The sequence below is a fragment of the Achromobacter sp. UMC71 genome (assembly GCF_014170305.1).
Classification (GTDB): domain Bacteria; phylum Pseudomonadota; class Gammaproteobacteria; order Burkholderiales; family Burkholderiaceae_B; genus Achromobacter.
Window position 1 is genome coordinate 37071 of the sequence record NZ_LZZT01000054.1, and the last position, 21757, is coordinate 58827.

Annotated in this window: 15 protein-coding genes and 2 riboswitches; of the genes, 10 read left to right on the forward strand and 5 right to left on the reverse strand. The window is 67.2% G+C overall.

Annotated features, from left to right (window positions below; translation table 11 throughout):
• The first annotated feature begins 4 nt into the window (after positions 1–4).
• The 10 genes from A9974_RS26620 to A9974_RS26665 all read left to right on the forward strand — a co-directional run bounded on the left by A9974_RS26620 (position 5) and on the right by A9974_RS26665 (position 14982).
• A complete protein-coding gene (locus A9974_RS26620; protein WP_183007177.1) occupies positions 5–1330 on the forward strand; it encodes an aspartate aminotransferase family protein in 1326 nt (441 codons plus the stop codon).
• Between the two features lie 165 nt (positions 1331–1495).
• Positions 1496–2989: a CoA-acylating methylmalonate-semialdehyde dehydrogenase gene (locus A9974_RS26625; protein WP_183007178.1), complete on the forward strand. Its 1494-nt coding sequence runs from the start codon at positions 1496–1498 to the stop codon at positions 2987–2989.
• Between the two features lie 75 nt (positions 2990–3064).
• A complete protein-coding gene (locus A9974_RS26630) occupies positions 3065–4570 on the forward strand; it encodes a M81 family metallopeptidase (RefSeq protein WP_183007179.1) in 1506 nt (501 codons plus the stop codon).
• 80 nt (positions 4571–4650) lie between these two features.
• Positions 4651–6216 (forward strand): ABC transporter substrate-binding protein, encoded by a 1566-nt coding sequence (locus A9974_RS26635; protein WP_183007180.1) that lies wholly within the window; start codon positions 4651–4653, stop codon positions 6214–6216.
• Between the two features lie 54 nt (positions 6217–6270).
• Entirely contained in the window at positions 6271–7212 is a 942-nt protein-coding gene (locus A9974_RS26640) for an ABC transporter permease (protein ID WP_183007181.1), read from the forward strand.
• A gap of 9 nt (positions 7213–7221) precedes the next feature.
• Positions 7222–8127 (forward strand): ABC transporter permease, encoded by a 906-nt coding sequence (locus A9974_RS26645; protein ID WP_183007182.1) that lies wholly within the window; start codon positions 7222–7224, stop codon positions 8125–8127.
• Between the two features lie 5 nt (positions 8128–8132).
• Positions 8133–9818 (forward strand): ABC transporter ATP-binding protein, encoded by a 1686-nt coding sequence (locus A9974_RS26650; RefSeq protein ID WP_183007183.1) that lies wholly within the window; start codon positions 8133–8135, stop codon positions 9816–9818.
• 25 nt (positions 9819–9843) lie between these two features.
• On the forward strand, positions 9844–11253 hold the full coding sequence (locus A9974_RS26655; RefSeq protein WP_183007184.1) for an amidase: 1410 nt from the start codon (positions 9844–9846) through the stop codon (positions 11251–11253).
• Positions 11254–11324: 71 nt separating this feature from the next.
• Positions 11325–12800 (forward strand): M81 family metallopeptidase, encoded by a 1476-nt coding sequence (locus tag A9974_RS26660; RefSeq protein ID WP_183007185.1) that lies wholly within the window; start codon positions 11325–11327, stop codon positions 12798–12800.
• Positions 12801–13014: 214 nt separating this feature from the next.
• The gene (locus A9974_RS26665; RefSeq protein ID WP_183007186.1) at positions 13015–14982 is read left to right on the forward strand and encodes a DUF945 family protein; all 1968 of its coding nucleotides are present in this window, start codon (positions 13015–13017) and stop codon (positions 14980–14982) included.
• A gap of 224 nt (positions 14983–15206) precedes the next feature.
• On the opposite strand, the gene gcvP is transcribed toward A9974_RS26665, so the two are convergent.
• From gcvP to A9974_RS26690, 5 genes are all read right to left on the reverse strand, one after another.
• Entirely contained in the window at positions 15207–18080 is a 2874-nt protein-coding gene (gcvP, locus tag A9974_RS26670; protein ID WP_183007187.1) for an aminomethyl-transferring glycine dehydrogenase, read from the reverse strand.
• 98 nt (positions 18081–18178) lie between these two features.
• Positions 18179–18556, reverse strand: coding sequence for a glycine cleavage system protein GcvH (gene gcvH / locus A9974_RS26675; RefSeq protein WP_183007188.1), 378 nt, complete (start codon positions 18554–18556; stop codon positions 18179–18181).
• 96 nt (positions 18557–18652) lie between these two features.
• Positions 18653–19753, reverse strand: coding sequence for a glycine cleavage system aminomethyltransferase GcvT (gene gcvT, locus A9974_RS26680; protein WP_183007189.1), 1101 nt, complete (start codon positions 19751–19753; stop codon positions 18653–18655).
• Positions 19754–19840: 87 nt separating this feature from the next.
• A riboswitch (glycine riboswitch) is annotated at positions 19841–19963 on the reverse strand.
• Between the two features lie 33 nt (positions 19964–19996).
• Positions 19997–20092, reverse strand: a riboswitch (glycine riboswitch).
• Positions 20093–20188: 96 nt separating this feature from the next.
• Entirely contained in the window at positions 20189–21082 is an 894-nt protein-coding gene (locus tag A9974_RS26685; protein WP_183007190.1) for a ZIP family metal transporter, read from the reverse strand.
• A gap of 25 nt (positions 21083–21107) precedes the next feature.
• Positions 21108–21722, reverse strand: coding sequence for a superoxide dismutase (locus A9974_RS26690; protein ID WP_183007191.1), 615 nt, complete (start codon positions 21720–21722; stop codon positions 21108–21110).
• Positions 21723–21757: the final 35 nt, after the last annotated feature.

Genomic DNA, 21757 nt, shown 5'->3' on the forward strand with positions numbered 1-21757 from the left:
CGCCATGAACGCCCCCGCCGAGTTGCCCGACCTGTCCCACCTCTGGATGCCCTTTACCGCCAACAAACAGTTCAAGGCGCATCCCCGCATGCTGGCGGCAGCGAAAGGCATGTACTACACCTCGGCCGACGGCCGCCAGATCCTGGACGGCACCGCCGGACTGTGGTGCGTGAACGCGGGCCACGGCCGCCAGGAAATCGTCGACGCGATTTCCCGCCAGGCCGGCATCATGGACTACGCCCCGGGCTTCCAGCTGGGCCATCCGCTGGCCTTCGAAGCCGCCACCGCGGTGGCCAGCTTCATGCCGCAGGGCCTGGACCGGGTTTTCTTCACCAACTCCGGTTCCGAGTCCGTCGATACGTCCCTGAAGATCGCGCTGGCCTATCACCGCGCCCGCGGCGAAGGGCAGCGCACCCGCCTGATCGGCCGCGAGCGCGGCTATCACGGCGTGGGCTTTGGCGGCATCTCGGTCGGCGGCATCTCGACCAACCGCAAGACCTTCTCCGGCGCGCTGCTGCCCGCCGTGGACCACTTGCCCCATACGCACAACCTGGAGCAGAACGCCTATTCCAAGGGCCAGCCCGCCTGGGGCGCCCAACTGGCCGACGAACTGGAACGCATCATTGCGCTGCACGATGCGTCCACCATCGCCGCCGTGATCGTCGAGCCCATGGCCGGCTCCACCGGCGTGCTGATTCCGCCCAAGGGCTACCTGGAAAAGCTGCGCGAAATTACCTCCAAGCACGGCATCCTGCTGATTTTTGACGAGGTCATCACCGCCTACGGCCGCCTGGGCGCCGCCACCGCGTCCGAATTCTTCGGCGTCACGCCCGACCTGATCGCCATGGCCAAGGGCGTCAGCAATGCCGCCGTGCCCGCCGGCGCCGTCGCCGTGCGCCGCGAAGTGCACGACGCCATTGTCAACGGCCCGGCCGGCGGCATCGAGTTCTTCCATGGCTACACCTATTCGGCCCACCCGCTGGCCGCCGCCGCCATCCTGGCCACGCTGGACATCTACCGCCGCGAAGACCTGTTCAGCCGCGCCCGTAAGCTGTCCGGCGCGTTCGAACAGGCCGCGCACAGCCTGAAGGGCGCGCCGCACGTCATCGACGTGCGCAACCTGGGCCTGGTGTCCGGCATCGAACTGGCACCCCGCGCCGGCGCTCCCGGCGCGCGCGCCGCGGAAGTGTTCCAGAAATGCTTCGACAGCGGCCTGATGGTGCGCTACACCGGCGACATCATCGCCGTCTCGCCCCCGCTGATCATCGACGAGGCCCAGATCGGCCAGATCTTCGAGCAGATCGGCAAAGTGCTCAAAGAAGTCGCATGATCCCCGCCGGCCCCGACACCGCGCACGCGCCGCACGCGTGCCGCCTCCGAAGGGGCCGGGCTTGCCCCGGCCGCGGCGTCCTGCGCCGCGCGCCTTGAAACAAACTAGCGGGCGGCCCTGGGCCGCCCTCCGCCATTTTCAAAGACCCCGTCCCGAGCCTTTCCCATGAAGAAGATTCCGCATTTCATCAACGGCCAGCACTACGAAGGCCGCAGCAACCGCTACGCCGACGGCTTCAACCCGGCCACCGGCGACGTCACCACCTCCGTGCCGCTGGCGTCACCCGACGAAGTGGCGCTGGCCGTGGCGTCGGCCAAGGCCGCCTTCCCCGCCTGGTCCGAAACGCCGGCGCTCAAACGTTCGCGCGTGCTGTTCAATTTCAAGGCCCTGCTGGACAAGCACCAGGACGAATTGGCCGAGCTGATCACGCGCGAACACGGCAAGGTCTTTTCGGATGCCAAGGGCGAAGTCATGCGCGGCATCGAGATCGTGGAATTCGCCTGCGGCATCCCGCAGCTGCTCAAAGGCCAGTATTCCGACCAGATCGGCGGCGGCATCGACAACTGGAGCATGCGCCAGGCGCTGGGCGTGGTGGCCGGCATCACGCCGTTCAACTTCCCCATGATGGTGCCGTGCTGGATGTTCCCGGTTGCCATCGCCTGCGGCAATACCTTCGTGCTCAAGCCTTCCGAGCGCGATCCGTCGGCCTCGCTGCGCCTGGCCGAACTGCTGACCGAAGCAGGCCTGCCCCCCGGCGTCTTCAACGTGGTGCATGGCGACAAGCAGGCCGTGGACGCGCTGATCGCGCACCCCGATGTCGAGGCCCTGTCCTTCGTCGGCTCGACCCCCATCGCCGAATACATCTACGCCGAAGGCACCCGCCGCGGCAAGCGCGTGCAAGCGCTGGGCGGCGCCAAGAACCATCTGGTCGTCATGCCCGACGCCGACCTGGATCAGGTCACCGATGCGCTGATGGGCGCGGCCTACGGCTCGGCCGGCGAACGCTGCATGGCCATCTCGGTGGCGGTGGCGGTGGGCGACGTAGCCGACAAGGTGGTCGAGCGCCTGATCCCGCGCGTCAAGGCCCTGGTGGTCAAGGACGGCATGAACGGCGACGCCGAAATGGGCCCGCTGGTCACCGCCCAGCACCGCAACAAGGTCATCGGCTACATCGAGGACGGCATCGCCGCCGGCGCCGACCTGCTGGTCGACGGCCGCGGCCTGAAGGTGCCCGGCAACGAAAAGGGCTTCTTCCTGGGCGGCACGCTGTTCGACAACGTCAAGCCGGCCATGAACATCTACCGCGAGGAAATCTTCGGACCGGTGCTGTGCATCGTGCGCGTGCCCGACTTCGCCTCGGCGGTGGAGCTGATCAACGCCCACGAATTCGGCAACGGCGTGGCCTGCTTCACGTCCGACGGCGGCGTGGCGCGCGCCTTCGCCCGCCAGATCAAGGTCGGCATGGTCGGCATCAACGTGCCGATCCCGGTGCCCATGGCCTGGCATTCGTTCGGCGGCTGGAAGCGCTCGCTGTTCGGCGATCACCACGCCTACGGCGAAGAAGGCATCCGCTTCTACTCGCGCTACAAGAGCGTGATGCAGCGCTGGCCGGACAGCATCGCCAAGGGCGCGGAGTTCACCATGCCCGTGGCCAAGTAGTTCCGCGACGCGCGACAACACCGCCCCGGCCGCGGCGGCCGGGGCTTGCCGAAAGACATGACAAGGGGAATCCTGATGCGCATCGGGATAGGCGGCTTTCAGCATGAAACCAATACGTTCGCGCCGTCGCGCGCGACGTGGGAAGACTTTGCCGACAAAGGCGGCGGCTGGCCCAAGCTGGTTACGGGCCCGGCCATGTTCCAGGCGGTAGCCGGCGCCAACATTCCGGTGGCCGGCTTCATCGAGGCCATGGGCGGCCACACCTTGCTGCCCGCCACCTGGGCCGCGGCCAGCCCTTCCGGCCTGGTCACCGAGGATGCGTTCGAGCGCATCAGCGCGCTGATCCTGCAGGGGCTGTCGCTGGCCCTGCCGCTGGACGGCGTCTACCTGGACCTGCACGGCGCGATGGTCACCGAGCATCTGGACGACGGCGAAGGCGAACTGCTCAGGCGCGTGCGCGCGCTGGTCGGGCCCGACGTGCCCATCGTGGCCAGCCTGGATCTGCACGCCAACGTCACGCGGGCCATGGTGCAGCACGCGGATGCGCTGGTCTGCTATCGCACCTACCCGCACATCGACATGGCCGAAACCGGCCAACGCGCAGCCGCCTTGCTGGCGCGGCGCCTGGCGGGTGCGCCGCGCAGTCACGTCGCGCTGCGCCAGCTGCCCTACCTGATCCCGCTGTGCTGGCAGTCCACCGACATCGAACCGTCCCGCAGCCTGTACCAGCTGGTGGGCGAGATCGAAACGCGCGGCGCGCAGAGCGTGTCGTTCGCCACCGGCTTTCCGGCGGCCGATTTTCCCGACTGCCTGCCGGCGGTCTGGGCCTATGGCGCGACGCAAGCCGAGGCGGACGCGGCCGTCGATACGCTGGCCCGCGCGGTGCTGGACGCCGAACGCGACTTCGGCGGCACGCTGTACACCCCGGACGATGCCGTTGCCACCGCCTTGCGGTTGGCGCAGGACGCCAGCGCGCCTGTCGTCATCGCCGACGCGCAAGACAACCCGGGCGCCGGCGGCAGCTCCGACACCACCGGCCTGCTGCGCGCACTGATCCGCCACAACGTCCGCGACGCCGCCATCGGCCTGATCGTCGATCCGGCGGCGGCACTGGCCGCGCATCGCGCCGGTGTCGGTAAGACGGTCCGAATTTCATTGGGTGGACATTCGGGTATTCCTGATGACGAACCGCTGGACGCCGAGTTCATCGTAGAGAAAACTTCGGATGGGCGTTTCGATACGCATGGCGCGTTCTACCGTGGATTCCACATGGACCTGGGCCCCAGCGCCTGCCTGCGCATCGGCGGCGTGCGCATCGTAGTGGCCTCCAGCAAGGTGCAAATGGCCGACCAGGAGATGTTCCGCTTTGCCGGCGTCGATCCGCGCCGCGCCGCCATTCTGGCCGTGAAGAGCTCGGCGCATTTCCGCGCCGATTTCACGCCCATCGCCCACACGATCCTGGTCTGCGCCGCGCCGGGCTCGATGCTGATGGATGCGGCTAAACAACCATGGACACGGTTGCGTCCGGGCATCAGAATGGCGCCTTGCGGCCCGGTCTTCGCCGGTCCCGCTTCAGCCTGACCCTCGCACGCCGTGCCCTGGCACGGCGCGTTAACGACGTAGCGGCACAGCGCCGCTCACTACGCATCAAGGGGATTTTCATGCTCAAATTCGTCCGCGCGGCCGCCTTGGCCGGCGCCACCCTGCTGATGGCCCACGGCGCCTACGCCGAGACCGTCATCAAGTCGGTGATGCACTCGCCGTTGCGCCTGACCGATCCGCACGCCACCACCGCGTACATCACGACGTGGCACGGCTACATGATCTACGACACGTTGCTGGCCACCGACGCCGACAACAAGATCCAGCCTCAGATGCTGGAAAAATGGGATGTCTCGGCCGACGGCAAGACCTACACCATGACGCTGCGCCCGGGCCAGAAATGGCATGATGGCAAGCCCGTGACGGCCGAGGACTGCGTCGCCTCGATCAAGCGCTGGGCCGCCGGCGACGGCATGGGCCGCACGCTGCTCAAGTTCACCGACAAGATCGAAGTCATCGACGACAAGAGCTTTCGCATCGTCATGAAGGAACCCACGGACCTGGCGCTGCGCGCCCTGTCCAAGCCCACCGGCACGGCGCCGTTCATGATGCCCAAGCGCATCGCCGACCTCGCCATCGGCCAGCCGATCACCGACATGACCGGTTCGGGTCCGTTCAAGGTCATCGAATTCAAGCCCGGCGTGAAGACCGTCTACGCCAAGAACACCGACTACGTGCCGCGCAAGGAGCCCGCCAGCGGGCTGGCCGGCGGCAAGGTCGTGAACGTGGACAAGGTCGAATGGGATGTTATGCCCGACGCCCTGACCACCGCCAACGCGCTCCTGGGCGGCGAGATCGACTTTGTCGAGCAATTCCCCTACGACCTGCTGCCCATGATCGAAGGCAACAAGGACCTGAAGGAAGAATCGCTCAGCCCGGTCGGCTACTTCACGATGTACCGCTTCAACTTCAAGTACCCGCCCTTCAACAACAAGAAGATCCGTCAGGCCGCCATGTACGCCATCGGCCAGGAAGATGTGATGAAGGCGCTGGTGGGCAATCCCAAGTACTGGCGGACCTGCGCCTCGCTGTGGGGCTGCGGCACGCCGCTGGAATCGGATATCGGCAAGGAAGTGGTCGTGCCCTCGAACATCGAGAAGGCCCGTGCGCTGCTGAAAGAAGCCGGCTACGACAACACCCCCATCCTGGTGATGCACGCCACCGACGTGGGCACGCTGTCGGCCCAGCCCGTGGTGATGGCCCAGGCCCTGCGCAAGGCCGGTTTCAATGTCAACCTGGCGGCGATGGACTGGCAGAGCGTGGCCACCCGCCGCGCCTCGAAGGCCGCGCCGGCTGAAGGCGGCTGGAACATCCACAACACCAACTGGTACGCCACCGACGTCATGGATCCGGTGCGCTCGGCCCCGGCCGCGGCCAACGGCGACAACGCCTGGTTTGGCTGGCCCGACTTCCCCCAAGTCGAGGAACTGCGCACCAAGTTCGCGCTGACCTCCGACCCCGCAGAGCAAAAGAAGATCGCCGATGAACTGCAGCGCATCGGCATCGACGAAGGCCTGTACGTGCCGCTGGGCCAGATGTCCGTTCCTACCGTGTACTCGGCCAAGCTGTCCGGCCTGGTGCATGCGCCGGTGTTCGCGTTCTGGAATGTGAAAAAAGCCCCTTGAAGGGGTGGCAGCCCGGGCCTGCCGCCAGGCAGGCCCTGATTTTGGGGGAATGACATGCTGGCATTCGTTTCACGCCGGCTCCTCGCGACCATCCCCGTTCTGGTGATGGTCGCGGTGGTGGTCTTTGCGATATTGCGTGCGGGCTCGGGCGATCCGGCCATCATCATGGCCGGCGACGGCGCCACGCCTGAACGTGTCGAACTGATACGCCAGACGATGGGCCTGGACAAGCCGGTGGTCCAGCAATTCTTCATCTGGAGCGGCAGACTGCTGCAGGGCGACCTGGGCACCTCGCTGATGTCCGGCGTTCCGGTCACGCGTCTGATCAGCCAACGGCTGGAGCCTTCGCTCAGCCTGGCAGTGCTGACGCTGGTCTTCACTCTGATCGTCGCCATTCCGCTGGGCGTGCTGGCAGCCTGGCGCCAGGGCCGGTTGCTGGACCGCGCCGTCATGGGCTTTTCGGTGCTGGGCTTTTCGGTGCCGGTGTTCGTCACCGGCTACCTGCTGATCTGGACCTTCGCCATCAAGCTGGGCTGGTTCAACGTCCAGGGCTACGCGCCGCTGGCCAATGGCTTCTGGCCATTCCTGCACCGGCTGATCCTGCCGTCGCTGGCGCTGTCCACCGTGTACATCGCGCTAATCGCGCGCATTACCCGCACCAGCGTCATCGAAGTCATGGGCGAAGACTTCATCCGCACCGCGCGTTCCAAGGGCCTGACCGAAACCGGCGTGCTGCTGGGCCACGCCCTGCGCAACGCCGCCGTGCCCATCGCCACCGTAGTGGGCCTGGGCATCGCGCTCCTGATCAGCGGCGTGGTCGTGACCGAATCGGTCTTCAACATCCCCGGCCTGGGCCGGCTGGTGGTCGAAGCCGTGCTGGCGCGTGACTACCCTGTCATCCAGGGCCTGACGCTGTTCTTCGCGTTCGTCTACGTGTTCATCAATCTGGTTGTCGATTGCGCCTACACGGTGTTCGACCCCCGTATCCGATACTGAGGCCACGCCATGCAAACGCCAACCGACGCCGCCGTGCAGGCGGCCGCCGACCTCCCCGGAGGCGGCAATCCCCACGTCACCGCCTGGCGCCAGATCCGCCAGGGCCTCAAGAGCTGGCCCGTGATGCTGGCCCTGGTGGTACTGGCCGTCATTGTCGCGGTCGCCCTGTTCGCCCCCCTGCTGGGCACGGTCGACCCGACGCAGATCAACCCGGGCGCCCGCCTGAAACAGCCCTTCACCGACTACCTCTTCGGCACCGACGCCTTTGGCCGCGACGTCTGGTCGCGGGTGGCATACGGCGCCCGCATCTCGCTCATCGCGGGCCTGGGCGCGGCCGTCGTCAGCGTGGCCATCGGGCTGGTCATCGGCGTCATCGCCGGCTGGTTCCGCTCGCTGGACGGCTTCATCATGCGCACCATGGACGCCATCATGGCCATCCCCGGCATCCTGCTGGCGATCGCCCTGGTATCGGCCACCGGCGCCAGCCTCATGACCGTGCTGATCGCCATCACCATCCCCGAGATCCCGCGGGTGGTGCGGCTGGTGCGCGGCCAGATCCTGACGGTACGCGGCGAGCCCTATGTCGAGGCTGCGCTGGCGCTGGGCACGCCGCTGCCGCTGCTGCTGTGGCGCCATATGGTGCCCAGCACCGTGGCGCCCCTGACCGTGCAGGGCACCTACGTGTTCGCTTCGGCCATGCTGACCGAAGCCATCCTGAGCTTCCTGGGCGCGGGCATCCCGCCCGAGATCGCGTCGTGGGGCAACATCATGTCCGAAGGCCGCATGTACTTCCGCATGCTGCCCGGCCTGATCCTGTTCCCGGGCTTGTTCCTGTCGCTGACCGTGCTCAGCGTCAACATCCTGGGCGACGCGCTGCGTGACGCGCTGGACCCGAAAATGGTGCGCAGGATCTGATGCCGATGACCTACTCTCCCACTCCCCCGGCGGGCGATACGTCGTCCGCCATCCTGGCCATCCGCAACCTGTCGGTGGAAGTCGCCGGCGCCGGCAACCGCGTCGTGCGCAATCTGAGCCTGGACGTGCACGCCGGCGAAACCGTCTGCGTGGTCGGCGAATCCGGCTCAGGCAAATCAGTCACCTCGCTGGCCGTCATGGGCTTGCTGCCCCCGGGCGTGCTGGGCATCAGCGCGGGCTCGGTGCGCGTCGAGGGCGAAGACGTCGCCACCGCCACACCGCGGCGCCTGCGCGAAATGCGCGCCACCCGCATGGCGATGGTGTTCCAGGAACCCATGACCGCTCTGAACCCCGTGCATACGGTGGGCAAGCAGGTCGATGAAGTGCTGCGGCTGCATCGCCGGATGTCAGCCGCCGAACGCCGCGCCAAGGTGCTGGACATGTTCCGGTCGGTGCACCTGCCCGACGTCGAGCGTATTTTCGACGCCTATCCGCACCAATTGTCCGGCGGCCAGCGCCAGCGCATCGTGATCGCGATGGCGCTGATCCTCGAACCCAAGCTGCTGATCGCGGACGAACCCACCACGGCGCTGGATGTCACCACGCAAAAGCAGATCCTGCTGCTGATCAAGGAACTGCAGATCAAGCACAAGACCGCCGTGCTCTTCATCACGCACGACTTCGGCGTGGTGGCCGAGATCGCGGACCGCATCGTCGTGATGAACCGCGGCGACCTGATCGAAAGCGGCACGCGCCACGAGATCCTGGCCGAGCCCAAGCAGTCCTACACGCGGCGCCTGGTGTCGTCGGTGCCCAGCCTGGTGCCGTCGCGGCGCGAGGCGCCCGTCGGCCAGCCGGTGCTGCACGTCAAGGGCCTGGGCCGCACCTACGGCGGCAAACGCGCGCTGCTCTCGCGGCGCGCGCCGCAGAACGTGATCGCCGCCACCGACGTCAACCTGACGCTGCGCAAAGGCGAAATCCTGGGCATCGTGGGCGAATCCGGCTCCGGCAAGTCCACGGTGGCCCGCTGCATCGTGCGCCTGATCGAGCCCACCGCCGGCCACATGATGATGGGTGGCGAAGACCTCAGCACCTTGTCCGGCGCTGCCCTGCGGCCGGTGCGCCGCCGCATCCAGATCGTGTTCCAGGATCCCTACCGGTCACTGAACCCGCGCCGCACCGTCGGGGAATCGATCATCGAAGGCCTGCTCAATTTCGGCGTGCCGCGCGACCAGGCCCTCAAGCGCGCCGGCGAAACCCTGACCGTGGTGGGCTTGAGCCCCGACGCCATGCGGCGCTACCCGCACCAGTTCTCGGGCGGCCAGCGCCAGCGCATCTGCATCGCGCGCGCCCTGGTCATGGACCCTGAAATCCTGGTGGCCGACGAGGCCGTGTCGGCGCTTGACGTCTCGGTGCAGGCCCAGGTGCTGGAACTGCTGGAACAAGTGCGCCAACGTACCGGCGTGGGCGTGCTGTTCATTACCCATGACCTGCGCGTGGCCGCGCAGATCTGCGACACCATCATGGTCATGCAGCGCGGCAAGGTCGTCGAGACCGGCACCGCCGAAACCGTGCTGACCGACCCTCGCCACGAATACACCCGCGCCCTGATCGACGCGGCGCCCGGGCGCGACTGGGACTTCCGCAATTTCCGGCCCGTGGCGGCTGGCCAGTCGCACCCCGCCGCCTGACGCGCTTTCAACACTGGAACCCGCTATGCCGCAACCGCATGAACTTTCGGCCCAGGAACTGCTCTCGGCCTACCGCGACAAGACGCTGTCGCCTGTCGAGGCGACCCGCTCCGTGCTGGAGCACATCGAACGCTGGGAACCTCACATCCGCGCCACCTACGCGCTGGATCCGGAACAGGCGCTGACGCAGGCCCGCGCTTCGGAAGCGCGCTGGATGAAAGGCACGCCGCAGGTCTGCGGCGGCTATACGCTGGACGGCGTGCCCGCCACCATCAAGGAAAACATCGCCACCCGCGGCGTGCCGGTGCCGCTGGGCACCGCGGCCACGGATCTCACGCCCGCCCTCGCCGATGCCCCGCCCGCTGCCCGCATGCGCGAGGCCGGCGCCGTGGTGCTGGGCAAGACCACCATGCCCGACTACGGCATGCTGTCTTCGGGGCTGTCCAGCTTCCATGCGCTGACGCGCAATCCGTGGGATGTCACCAAGAACCCGGGCGGCTCCAGCGCCGGCGCGGGCGCGGCGGCGGCAGCCGGCTACGGCCCGCTGCACATCGGCACCGACATCGGCGGCTCGGTGCGCCTGCCGGCCGCCTGGTGCGGCATCGCCACGCTCAAGCCCAGCCTGGGGCGCATTCCCATCGACCCGCCTTTCATGGGCCGCTGCGCCGGCCCCATGACCCGCACCATCACCGATGCCGCGCTGATGATGGGCGTGCTGTCGCAGCCCGACGCGCGCGACCACATGAGCCTGCCCTTCCAGGACTTCGATTGGCTCAACCTCACCCAGGACGTGCGCGGCCTGCGCATCGGCCTGCAGCTGGACGCCGGCTGCGGCCTGCCGCTGGACCCTGAAATCCGCGAGGCCGTCGAGGCGGCCGCACGCCTGTTCGAAGCCGCCGGCGCCATCGTCACGCCCATGAACCCCTGGATGACGCCCGACATGCTGGACGGCGTCGACCGCTTCTGGCGCACCCGCTCGGCCATCGACCTGGGCGCCCTGCCCGATGCCCGCCGCGCCAGGATCCTGCCGTTCATCCGGACCTGGGCGGAAAGCGGTGGCGGCCAATCCGGCGAGGCCGTGTTCCGCAGCTACTACGAAACGCTGAACGTGCGCGCCAAGACCGTGGCGGCCTGCGCGCCCTACGACTACGTGCTGTCGCCGGTAGCGCCGGTGGTAGCCTACAACGCCGAATGGGCCGCGCCCACCAACGACGTGGCCACCACCATGCACCATATCGGCTACACGCTGCCCTACAACATGAGCGAGCAGCCGGCCGCGTCCGTCAATTGCGGCTATACCCGGGCCGGCCTGCCCATCGGCCTGCAGATCGCCGGCGCGCGCTTTGACGACCTGGGCGTGCTGCGCGTGGCCCGCGCCTGGGAGCGCATGCGCCCCGCGCAACATCCGTGGCCGCAGCCGCCCGGCGCCGCCTGATTTTCCGGACCGGCGGTTGCGCCGGTCTGCCCTCTTCGGTCTTTCCCCTTCGGCAACCCACAGGACTCCCCATGCGTTGGCTTCTGGCAATGATCAAGCACGAGACGAATACCTTTTCGCCCGTGCCTACTCCGCTGTCGCGCTTTTTCCGCGGCGCCCCTGAGATCCTGGAAGGCGAGCGCGCCATCCGGGCCTACGAAAACACCGACAGCGGCCTGGGCGGCTACATCGAGGTCGCCCGCCGCGCCGGCGCCGAGATCGTGGTGCCGGTGGCCGCCGAGTCCTGGCCCAGCGGGCCGGCCAGCGCCGAGATCCACGAAGCGCTCTGCAAGCTGGTGCTGGACCAGGTCAAGCAAGGCGGCTTCGACGCCATTCTGCTGGACCTGCACGGCGCCATGGTGGCCGAAGGCGTCGAAGACGCCGAGGGCGACCTGCTGCGCCGGCTGCGCGAGATCGATCCCAAGACGCCGGTCGCCGTGACGCTGGACATGCACGCCAATATCTACGCCGACATCGTCGACCACGCCACCGTCATCAGCGGCTTTCACACCTATCCGCACGTGGACATCCGCGCCGCGGGCGTGCGGGCCGCCAACGTGATCGTGCGCACCCTGAAAGGCGAGATCAAGCCGGTCATGGCCTGGGCCAGCAAGCCCATGCTGCCGCACGTCATGTGCCAGGGCACCCATGCCGAGCCCAACAAATCGCTGCAGGAACGCTGCAAGCAGCTGGAAGCCGGCGGTGTGCTGGCGGCCTCGGTGTTCGTCGGGTTTCCGCATGCCGACATCCGCGAAGCCGGCCTGAGCGCCGTGGTCTGTACAGACGGCAACCTGGCCCAGGCCGAGCAATATCGCGACGAACTGCTGGACCGCGCCTGGAACGACCGCGCCAAGTGGGTGTTCCACCCCGAACCGCTGGCCCCCACCATTGCGCGCGCCAAAACCATCGAACAAGGTCCGGTCGTGTTGCTCGATCATTTCGACAACACTGGCTCCGGCGGCACCATGGACACCACCGCGGTGCTGGCCGAGGTGCTGCGCCAGGAACTGGACAACGTCGTGTTCTACGCCATCTGCGATCCGCAGGCGGCCCGCGAGGCGGCGGCGGCCGGCGTGGGCAGCACGGTCACGCTGGCGCTGGGCGGCAAACTGGCCATGCCCGCCATCAAGCAGCCCAGCGAACCGCTGACCGTCACCGGCCGGGTCAAGCTGGTATTCGACGGCGTCTACCTGAACCGCGGCCCGATGTACCGCGGCGTGCGCAACGACACCGGCCTGACCGTGGTGATCGATACCGGCCGGGTCGAAATCGTGGTGGTGTCGCGCCACCAGGAACCCTTCGACATCAACTGCCTGCTGTCGGCCGGCATCGATCCGCTGCAAAAGCGCTACGTGGTGCTGAAAAGCCGAGTGCACTGGCGCGCCGGCTTCTCCGACATGGCCACCGAGGTCATCGAATGCACCGGAGTGGGCGTCACCACGTCCGATTATGGCCAACTGGATTTCAAGCACGTGCGGCGGCCCATCTATCCGCTTGATCCGCTCTGAACCCCGTTTTGTCGACAATATGCCGGCGCCCCAGGGCGCCGGCTTTCATTTTGAAATCTTCGGTAACTGCGCGCACCCTCAACGCCCGATCTGCCTCGGTATACTCGCCGCGGGTCCTTACAGGCCAATGAATGCGTCTATGCCGCCGCCTGCCCGTTCTACGGCGCCGAGCCGCGGCCGGATCTGACTCGACAATCAACGACAAAGCAAAACGATGAAAAAGAGCGTAGCGATCACCTTAGCCGTGGTCATAGTGGGAGCGGGAAGCTGGGTTGGTGCCACGTGGTACACCGGCAAGCGCATCGAAGAAAGCGCCCAGCGCCACCTGGCCGAGACCAACGAAAAGCTGGCCAAGATCACGCCTTTGTTCGGCCTGCGCATTGACCAGATCAAGTACGAGCGCAGCCTGTTCTCGACCCAGGCACGCTACGGCCTGTCGTTCGTCAAGAACGACAAGAGCCCGCAGGAAATGCCCGACGGCATGATCGAATTCGACGCCCGCATCGAACACGGCCCCTTCCCCAAGAGCGCCCTGGCGCGCGGCGCCATCGCGCCCAAGCTGGCCTTCGTGCACGCCGAAATGGCCAAGACGGACAACGTCAAGCCGCTGTTCGAGCTGACCCGCGACGTCGCCCCCCTGATCTCCGACGCCATGGTCAGCTTCGGCGGCAACACCGCCTCGACCTCGCAGATCGCGCCGGTCAAGATCACCCACGAAGGCAACTCGGTCGACTTCAGCGGCATGACCATCACCGGCGCCTTCGACCGCAGCCTGCAGGGCGTCACCGCCCACGCACAGACCGACACGCTGGCTGTGGACGGCACCAAGGGCGACGACCCCATCAAGCTGTTGCTGTCGGGCCTGGCCATCGACGTCGACACCCGCATGGGCAAGTTCGGCCTCCAGACCGGCGATTCGGGCTTCAAGATCAAGCGCGCCGAGGTCGTCAAGCCTGACGCCGACGTCAAGGCCAGCCTCGACAACTTCGGCTACACCGTCAAGGTCGCCGAAGACGACAAGAACATCAACGTCCAGGCCGCCTACCAGAGCGGCGACATCACCGTGAACGACGTGGCGCTGGGCAATGCCCAGGCCGTGATCAAGCTGGCCAAGCTGGACGGCGCCGCGGTCAAGCAACTGTCGGACACCTACAACCAGCTGATCCGCCAGTACATGGCCGACACGCGCGATGAAGGCCTGAACGACGAACAGTTCCAGGTGCTGCTGGACAACGCCGGCAAGCTGCTGGCCGGCAACCCCTCGTTCAGCATCGACCCGATCAGCTGGAAGACCGCCAAGGGCGAAAGCAAGCTGACCTTCGCGCTGGACCTGGCCAACCCGCCCAACGCCAAGGACCTGACGCCGCAGGAAATCGTGGTCCAGGCCATCAAGCGGATCGACGCTACCCTGGTCATTTCCAAGCCGATGGTGCAGGACTTGATGGTGCAGTACGCCGTCAAGAAAGAAGGCCTGACCGCCGAGAAGGCCGCAGCGGAAGCCGCCGACAACGTACGCAGCATGTCCGGCATGGCCGAGATGTTCAACGTGGGCAAGAACGACGGCGACAACATCGTCGGCAAGTTCCATTTCGCCGACGGCATGGGCGACCTGAACGGCAAGAAGATTCCCGCCGAAGAACTGTTCTCGGGCCTGTTGGGCTCCATGGGCATGCACCCGAGCGCGACGGACGACGACGAAGAGTCCGAGCCCGCCGCCGGCGCCACCCCCATGGACGGCGACACCGCGTCGGCCACCGCCGGCGAAACGCTGCAGGAATTCAACGTCGACATGGTCGTCAGCATGCTCGACGACATGGGCTACACCACGCGCAAGACCGACGGCGACGAAGGTCCCGTGCTGATCCTGGACGCCGGCACCACGGGCGCCACCGACCTGCGCATGGAATTCCTGTGCAACGACTTCACCGAAAAGTGCTACGACCTGGTCGTCACTGCCACGTACGCCACCAAGAAGCCGGCGACGCTGAAAGCCATCAACGCCTGGAACCGTGAATACCGCTGGACGCGCGCCTACCTGGACGAAAAGAACCAGGCCGTGCTGCAGATGGACATGAACGCGGAAGGCGGGATCGGCAAGAACAACCTGCAGATCCTGATCAACACGTACTTCAGCATCACCGAAGACTTCGCCAAGACCATCACGGCCGCGCCGGCAAAGTAACTCGTTTTACCCGCCGCCCCGTTCACGCGCTGGCGGATGAGGCAACACGCAAAGGGCCGCACGGATATGTGCGGCCCTTTTTTTTCGTCCGTCTCGGATGCCTTGGAACGGATGATCCTGCGCTGGCGGCCATCACCTCGAATAAAAAAACCCCCGCTTATCCAAGCAGGGGCTTCGCAGGTAACGCTGCTGGGGCTGCCTGGACGGCGGCCCCGTTGTTCACATTACGCGTAGGCTTCCACCGGAAGGCATGCGCACACCAGGTTGCGATCGCCGTAGGCGTTGTCCACACGGGCCACCGGCGGCCAGTACTTGGCGTCGCGCAAGGAAGCCACCGGGTAGGCGGCCTGCTGGCGCGGGTAGTCGTGCAGCCATTCTTCGGCCAGCAGCATCTGCGCGGTATGCGGCGCGTTCTTCAGGACGTTGTCCTCGCGATCGCGTTCGCCGCGCTCGACCTGGGCGATTTCCTCGCGGATCGAGATCATCGCGTCGATGAAGCGGTCCAGCTCGGCCACGCCTTCGGATTCGGTGGGCTCGACCATCAGCGTGCCGGCCACCGGGAAGCTCATGGTGGGGGCATGGAAGCCATAGTCCATCAGGCGCTTGGCGATGTCTTCGGCGCTGATGCCGCTGGTTTCCTTGAGCGGACGCACATCCAGGATGCACTCGTGCGCCACGCGGCCGTTACGGCCCGCGTACAGCACCGGGTAGTGATCGCGCAGGCGGGTGGCGATGTAGTTGGCGTTCAGGATGGCCACTTCGGTGGCGCGACGCAGGCCGTCGGCGCCCATGAGCGCGATGTACACGAACGGGATCGGCAGGATGCCGGCCGAACCGAACGGCGCGGCCGAGACCGGGCCGACCTTCGCTTCACCGGGCAGCTTGCCCTGCTCGTTGACCACGCCCGGCAGGTACGGCGCCAGGTGCGCGCGCACCGCCACGGGGCCCACGCCCGGGCCGCCGCCGCCGTGCGGGATGCAGAAGGTCTTGTGCAGGTTCAGGTGCGACACGTCGGAGCCGAACTTGCCCGGCTGCGCCACGCCGACCATGGCGTTCATGTTGGCGCCGTCCAGGTAGACCTGGCCGCCGGCCTGGTGCACCAGGTCGCAGATTTCGGTAACGGCTTCCTCGAACACGCCGTGCGTGGACGGGTAGGTGATCATCAGCGCGGCCAGCTTGTCGCCGACCTGTTCGATCTTGGCGCGCAGGTCGGCCAGGTCGACGTTGCCATTGGCGTCGGACGCCACCACGACCACATCCATACCGGCCAGCTGGGCCGAGGCGGGATTGGTGCCGTGCGCCGATGACGGGATCAGGCAGATGTTGCGCTGGTGCTGGCCATTGGCCTGGTGGTAGCCGCGGATAGCCAGCAGGCCGGCGTATTCGCCTTGCGCGCCCGAGTTGGGCTGCAGGCTGATGTTGTCGTAGCCGGTGATTTCGCACAGCGCGTCCGACAGGCGGGTGATCAGCTCGTTGTAGCCCTGGCTTTGCGAGCCGGGCGCGAACGGGTGGACCAACGCGAACTCGGGCCAGGTGATGGGGATCATCTCAGCCGTGGCGTTCAGCTTCATGGTGCACGAACCCAGCGGGATCATGGTGCGGTCCAGGGCCAGGTCCTTGTCAGCCAGCTTGCGCAGGTAGCGCAGCATGTCGGTTTCGGACTGCACGCTGGAGAACACGGGGTGCTTCAGGATGGCGCTTTCACGGGCCACGGCGGCGGGAATGCCGCTGGCGGCCACGGCGTCGAGCGAGTCGACGTCGAGTTCGACGTCATCGCGCTCCAGGCCGGCGGCGAACACGTTGACCAGGGCTTGCAGGTCGGCGGCGGTGACGGTCTCGTCCAGCGAGACGGCCAGGCGGGCGCCGTCGACGCGGCGCAGGTTGATGTGCTCACACTCGGCGGCCGTCAGGATGGCCGGGGTGGCGGCGCCGGTTTCCAGCAGCAACGTGTCAAAGAAGGTGTCGTTGGCGACCTTGATGCCCAGCTTGCCGAGTTCGGCGCGCAGGATCGCGGTGTAGCGCTGCACGCGGTGGGCGATGCGGCGGATGCCGGCCGGGCCGTGCCAGACGGCGTACATGCCGGCCATGACGGCCAGCAGCACTTGCGCCGTGCAGATGTTGGAGGTGGCCTTCTCGCGGCGGATGTGCTGTTCGCGCGTTTGCAGCGCCAGGCGCATCGCCGGGTTGCCCTGGGCGTCCTTGGACACACCGACCAGGCGGCCGGCCATGTTGCGCTTGAAGGCGTCCTTGCAGGCCATGAAACCGGCGTGCGGGCCGCCGAAACCGAACGGCACGCCAAAGCGCTGGGCCGAGCCGACGGCGATGTCGGCGCCCCACTCGCCCGGCGCGGCCAGCAGCGCCAAAGCCAGCAGGTCGGTGGCGACAGCCACCACGGCGCCCTGGGCGTGGGCGGCGTCAGCCAGTTTGCGGTAGTCGGACACCGAGCCGGTGCTGTGCGGGTACTGCAGCAGCACGCCGAAGCATTCCGGCAGGCCCTCGGCTTCGTCGCCGATGGTGATTTCGATGTCCAGGCCTTCGGCGCGCGTGCGCACGACTTCAATGGTCTGCGGATGCACGTGGCGCGAGATGAAGAACACCGGGCTTTGCGACTTGGCGCCGCGGCGCGCCAGCGTCATGGCTTCGGCGGCGGCGGTGCTTTCGTCCAGCAGCGAGGCGTTGGAGATGTCCAGGCCGGTCAGGTCGGCGACCATGGTCTGGTAGTTCAGCAGGGCCTCGAGCCGGCCCTGCGAGATCTCGGGCTGGTAGGGCGTATAGGCCGTGTACCAGGCGGGATTCTCGAGAATGTTGCGCAGGACCACGTTGGGGGTCTGCGTGCCGTAGTATCCCTGGCCGATGTAGTTGCGAAAGACCTTGTTGCGGCCGGCGATCTGCTTCAGTTCAGCCAGCACGTCGGCTTCGCTGCGCGAAGGCGGCAGCGCCAGCGGGGCCTGGCTGCGGATCTTGGGCGGCACGACTTCTTCGATCAGGGCGTCCAGGCTGGCGCTGCCGATCACGGCGAGCATGGCGGCCTGGTCGGCGTCGGAGGGGCCGATATGGCGGGGAATGAAGTCGGTGTGGGTGTCTAGGGCGCGCGACATGGAGGGATCTCGGGGTAGCGGGTGTCGTCGGGGGACGGACGGTGATGCGTCTTGCAGACGGGCAGCGGCGCCAGGCGCCGCTGCCCGTCCGGACAGGCTTAGCCGTTGGCGACGGCTTCGTAGCCGGCGGCGTCCAGCAGCTTGTCGGCATCGGCGGCATTGACCGGCTTGATCTTGAAGATCCAGGCGGTGAAGGCCGATTCGTTGATCAGGTTGGGGTTGTTTTCGAGTTCTTCGTTGAACGCGACGATCTCGCCGGTGACCGGGGCGTAGATGTCGGAAGCGGCCTTGACCGACTCGACCACGCCGGCGGTCTCGCCCGCATTCAGCTTGGCGCCGACCTTGACGTCGCCGACGAAGACCAGATCACCCAGTTGGTCCTGGGCGGTATCGGTGATGCCGACGACGAACACGTCGCCTTCGGCTTTGACCCATTCATGGGACTCGGTGTACTTGCGATCGGTGGGCAGACTCATGGGAACTCCTGAGGGATTCGGGTAGAAGAGAATGGTGTTGCGCGCCTCGCGCCAGCGGCCCGCCCCCAGGGGGACCGGTAGCGCGAAGCTTCGAGTTTACGAGTGTTCGACGGCTTTGCCGTTACGGACAAACGGCAGTTTGCAGACCAGGGCGGGCACCCATTTGCCACGGATGTCGACTTCGACCGTATCGCCCGCAACGACGCCTTGCGGCAGGCGGGCAAAGCCGATGGACACACCCAGCGTGGGCGACATGGTGCCGCTGGTGAGCTCGCCCACGCCGTCCTTGGTGCGCACGGCCATGTGGGCGCGCATGACGCCGCGTTCCTGCAGCTTCAAGCCGACGAAGGCGGCGGGCGTGGCGAATTGTTCCAGCGCGTCGCGGCCGATGAAGCGGCGCTCGGGGTTCTTCAGGGACACCGTCCAGGTCAGGGCGGCTTCGCCCGGCTGGGTCAGTTCGTCCATGTCCTGGCCGTACAGGTTCATGCCGGCTTCCAGGCGCAGCGTATCGCGCGCGCCCAGGCCCGCCGGGCGCACGCCCTGAGCGGCCAGGTCGCGCCACAGCGGCACGGCTTCGGCGGCGGGCAGCACGATTTCAAAACCGTCTTCGCCGGTGTAGCCGGTGCGGGCCACCAGGGTGTCGTCGCCGACGCGCGCGGCCACGAACGGGGTCAGCGGTTCGCTGGCGGCCTGCCAGGCCGGACGCGCGGCCCAGACCTTGGCGCGGGCGTTGGGGCCCTGCACGGCGATCATGGCCAGGTCACGGCGCGGGGTGATGGCGACGTCGAACTTGCCGGCCTGCTTGACGCGCTGCATCCAGGCCATGTCCTTGTCGGCGGTGCCGGCGTTGACCACCACGCGCCACTCGTCAACGGCGAAGAAGTAGACGATCAGGTCGTCGATGACGCCGCCTTGCGGGTTCAGCATGCAGGTGTAGAGCGCCTTGCCCGGCACCGTCAGCTTGGCCACGTCGTTGGCCACCAGGCGCTGCAGGAAGGCAAAGGCGTCCGGGCCGGTGACGTCGGCGTTGAGCATGTGCGAGACGTCGAACATGCCGGCGTCCTGGCGCACCGCGTGGTGCTCTTCCAGTTGCGAGCCGTAGGCCAGGGGCATGTCCCAGCCGCCGAAATCGACCATGCGGGCGCCGCAGGCAATGTGTTCGTCGGCCAGCGGGGTGCGTTTGAGGGTTGCGGACATGCGCGGGTACTCCGGAGCGGCAGCGGTGCCAGGGTTACGGAATGCCATTGGCGGACGGGCGGCATGCCCCCACGCAATGGCTGAATTTTCCGCCCCTCTGTCCTTTTGCCTGAGAGTTGCCCCGCATGGCGGGTTTGCACCTTCGGCGCCTGGGCTGCGCGCTATGTCCCTGATTGGGCAGCGGCGCCAGGTCTCTCCAGAGTACTGTTTTGCCCCGTCCACGCGGTAAAAACCGGGACAGGGCAAACATGTGCGGTATGGGATACCTGAGCGATTCCGGGCGAATTGCGCCTTCGGCGGCGGCCGCCGAAGGCAGCCGCTCTCTCCCGCAACATGCGTGACAGCGCCGAAAGCATACCGCGAAACGCGGCTGCCGCCCAGCGCTGCGCGAGGCCCGGTACGGGCCCTGGCCGGACCGCAAAGCCGCGCCGGCCGCTACCCCAGCGCCGTATCCAGCAGCATCATCAGCACAAAGCCCAGCATCAGCCCGCAGGTAGCGTAGACCTCGTGCCCCTTGCGGTGCGATTCCGGGATGATCTCGTGGCTGATCACGAACAGCATGGCGCCCGCCGCAAAGCCTAGCCCCCACGGCAACAGCGCGGCCGACCAGCCCACCACCGCCGCGCCCAGCACCGCGCCGATCGGTTCGACCAGCCCCGACAGCATGCCCAACGCCACGGCGAACGCACGCTTGTAGCCGGCGGCGAGCAAGGCCACCGCCACCACCAGCCCTTCGGGGATGTCCTGGATGGCGATGCCGGTGGCCAGTGCCGTGCCGCGCACCGGGTCATTGCCGGCGTAGCCCACGCCGATGGCCAGGCCCTCGGGCAGGTTGTGCAAGGTGATGGCGAAGACGAACAGCCAGGTGCGCCGCAGCCGGTGCGCCTCGATGCCCTCGCGGCCCTTGATGAAGTGTTCGTGCGGCAGCAGGCGGTCCATCAGCAGCAGCACCGCCGCGCCCAGCAGGATGGCGGCGCCAACCGTCAGGCCCGCGCCCCAGGGGCCGGCGCCTTGCGATTCAGCCGCCGCGATGCCCGGCGCCACCAGCGAAAATGCGCTGGCGGCCAGCATGACGCCTGCGCCGAAGCCGAACATGCTGTCCTGCATTTTCTGGGGAATAGTGCGCGCGAACAGGATGGGCAGCGTGCCCGCCGCGGTGGCGCCGGCGGCGACCATGCCGCCCAGCAGCGCGTCCGCGACGTGCGGCGCGTTCGCGTCGAAATAGACCCACAGCTGGTGCAGGCCCAGGCAGGCGACCAGCACCGACAGCGTCCAGACGCTGACGCTGGTCGCTGCGGGCCGGATGCGATGACGGCTGAATGTGTTCATGGACCTGCCCCCGCGCCTGGCCGAATCAGCCCACGGCGGCGGCGTAGCGGCGCGCCACCTCGGACCAGTCGATCACGTTGTAGAAGGCGCCGATGTATTCCGGCCGGCGGTTCTGGTACTTCAGGTAGTAGGCGTGCTCCCAGACGTCCAGCCCCAGGATCGGCGTATTGCCCTGCATCAGCGGGCTGTCCTGGTTGGCGCTGCTCTCTACCACCAGTTTGCCCGCCGGCGTCACGGAAAGCCAGGCCCAGCCGCTGCCGAAGCGGGTCAGCGCCGCCTTGGTGAAGGCTTCGCGGAAGGCCGCCAGGCCGCCCAGTTCGGCGTCGATCGCCTTGGCCAGGGCGCCTTGGGGCTCGCCGCCGCCCTTGGGCGACATGACGGACCAGAACAGGCTGTGGTTGGCATGGCCGCCGCCGTGGTTGCGCACCGCCCCGCGAATCGCCTCGGGCAGCTGGTCCAGGCGGCTCACCAGGGCTTCGACCGATTCGTCGGTGGCGATGCCGGCGCCTTCCAGGGCGGCGTTCAGGCTGGTGACGTAGGTCTGGTGATGCTTGCTGTAGTGGATTTCCATCGTCATCGCGTCGATATGAGGTTCGAGCGCGTCATAGGCATATGGCAGGGTCGGCAGGGTGTAAGCCATGAGATGTCTCCGTCAGGACGGTGCCGCGGAATGCG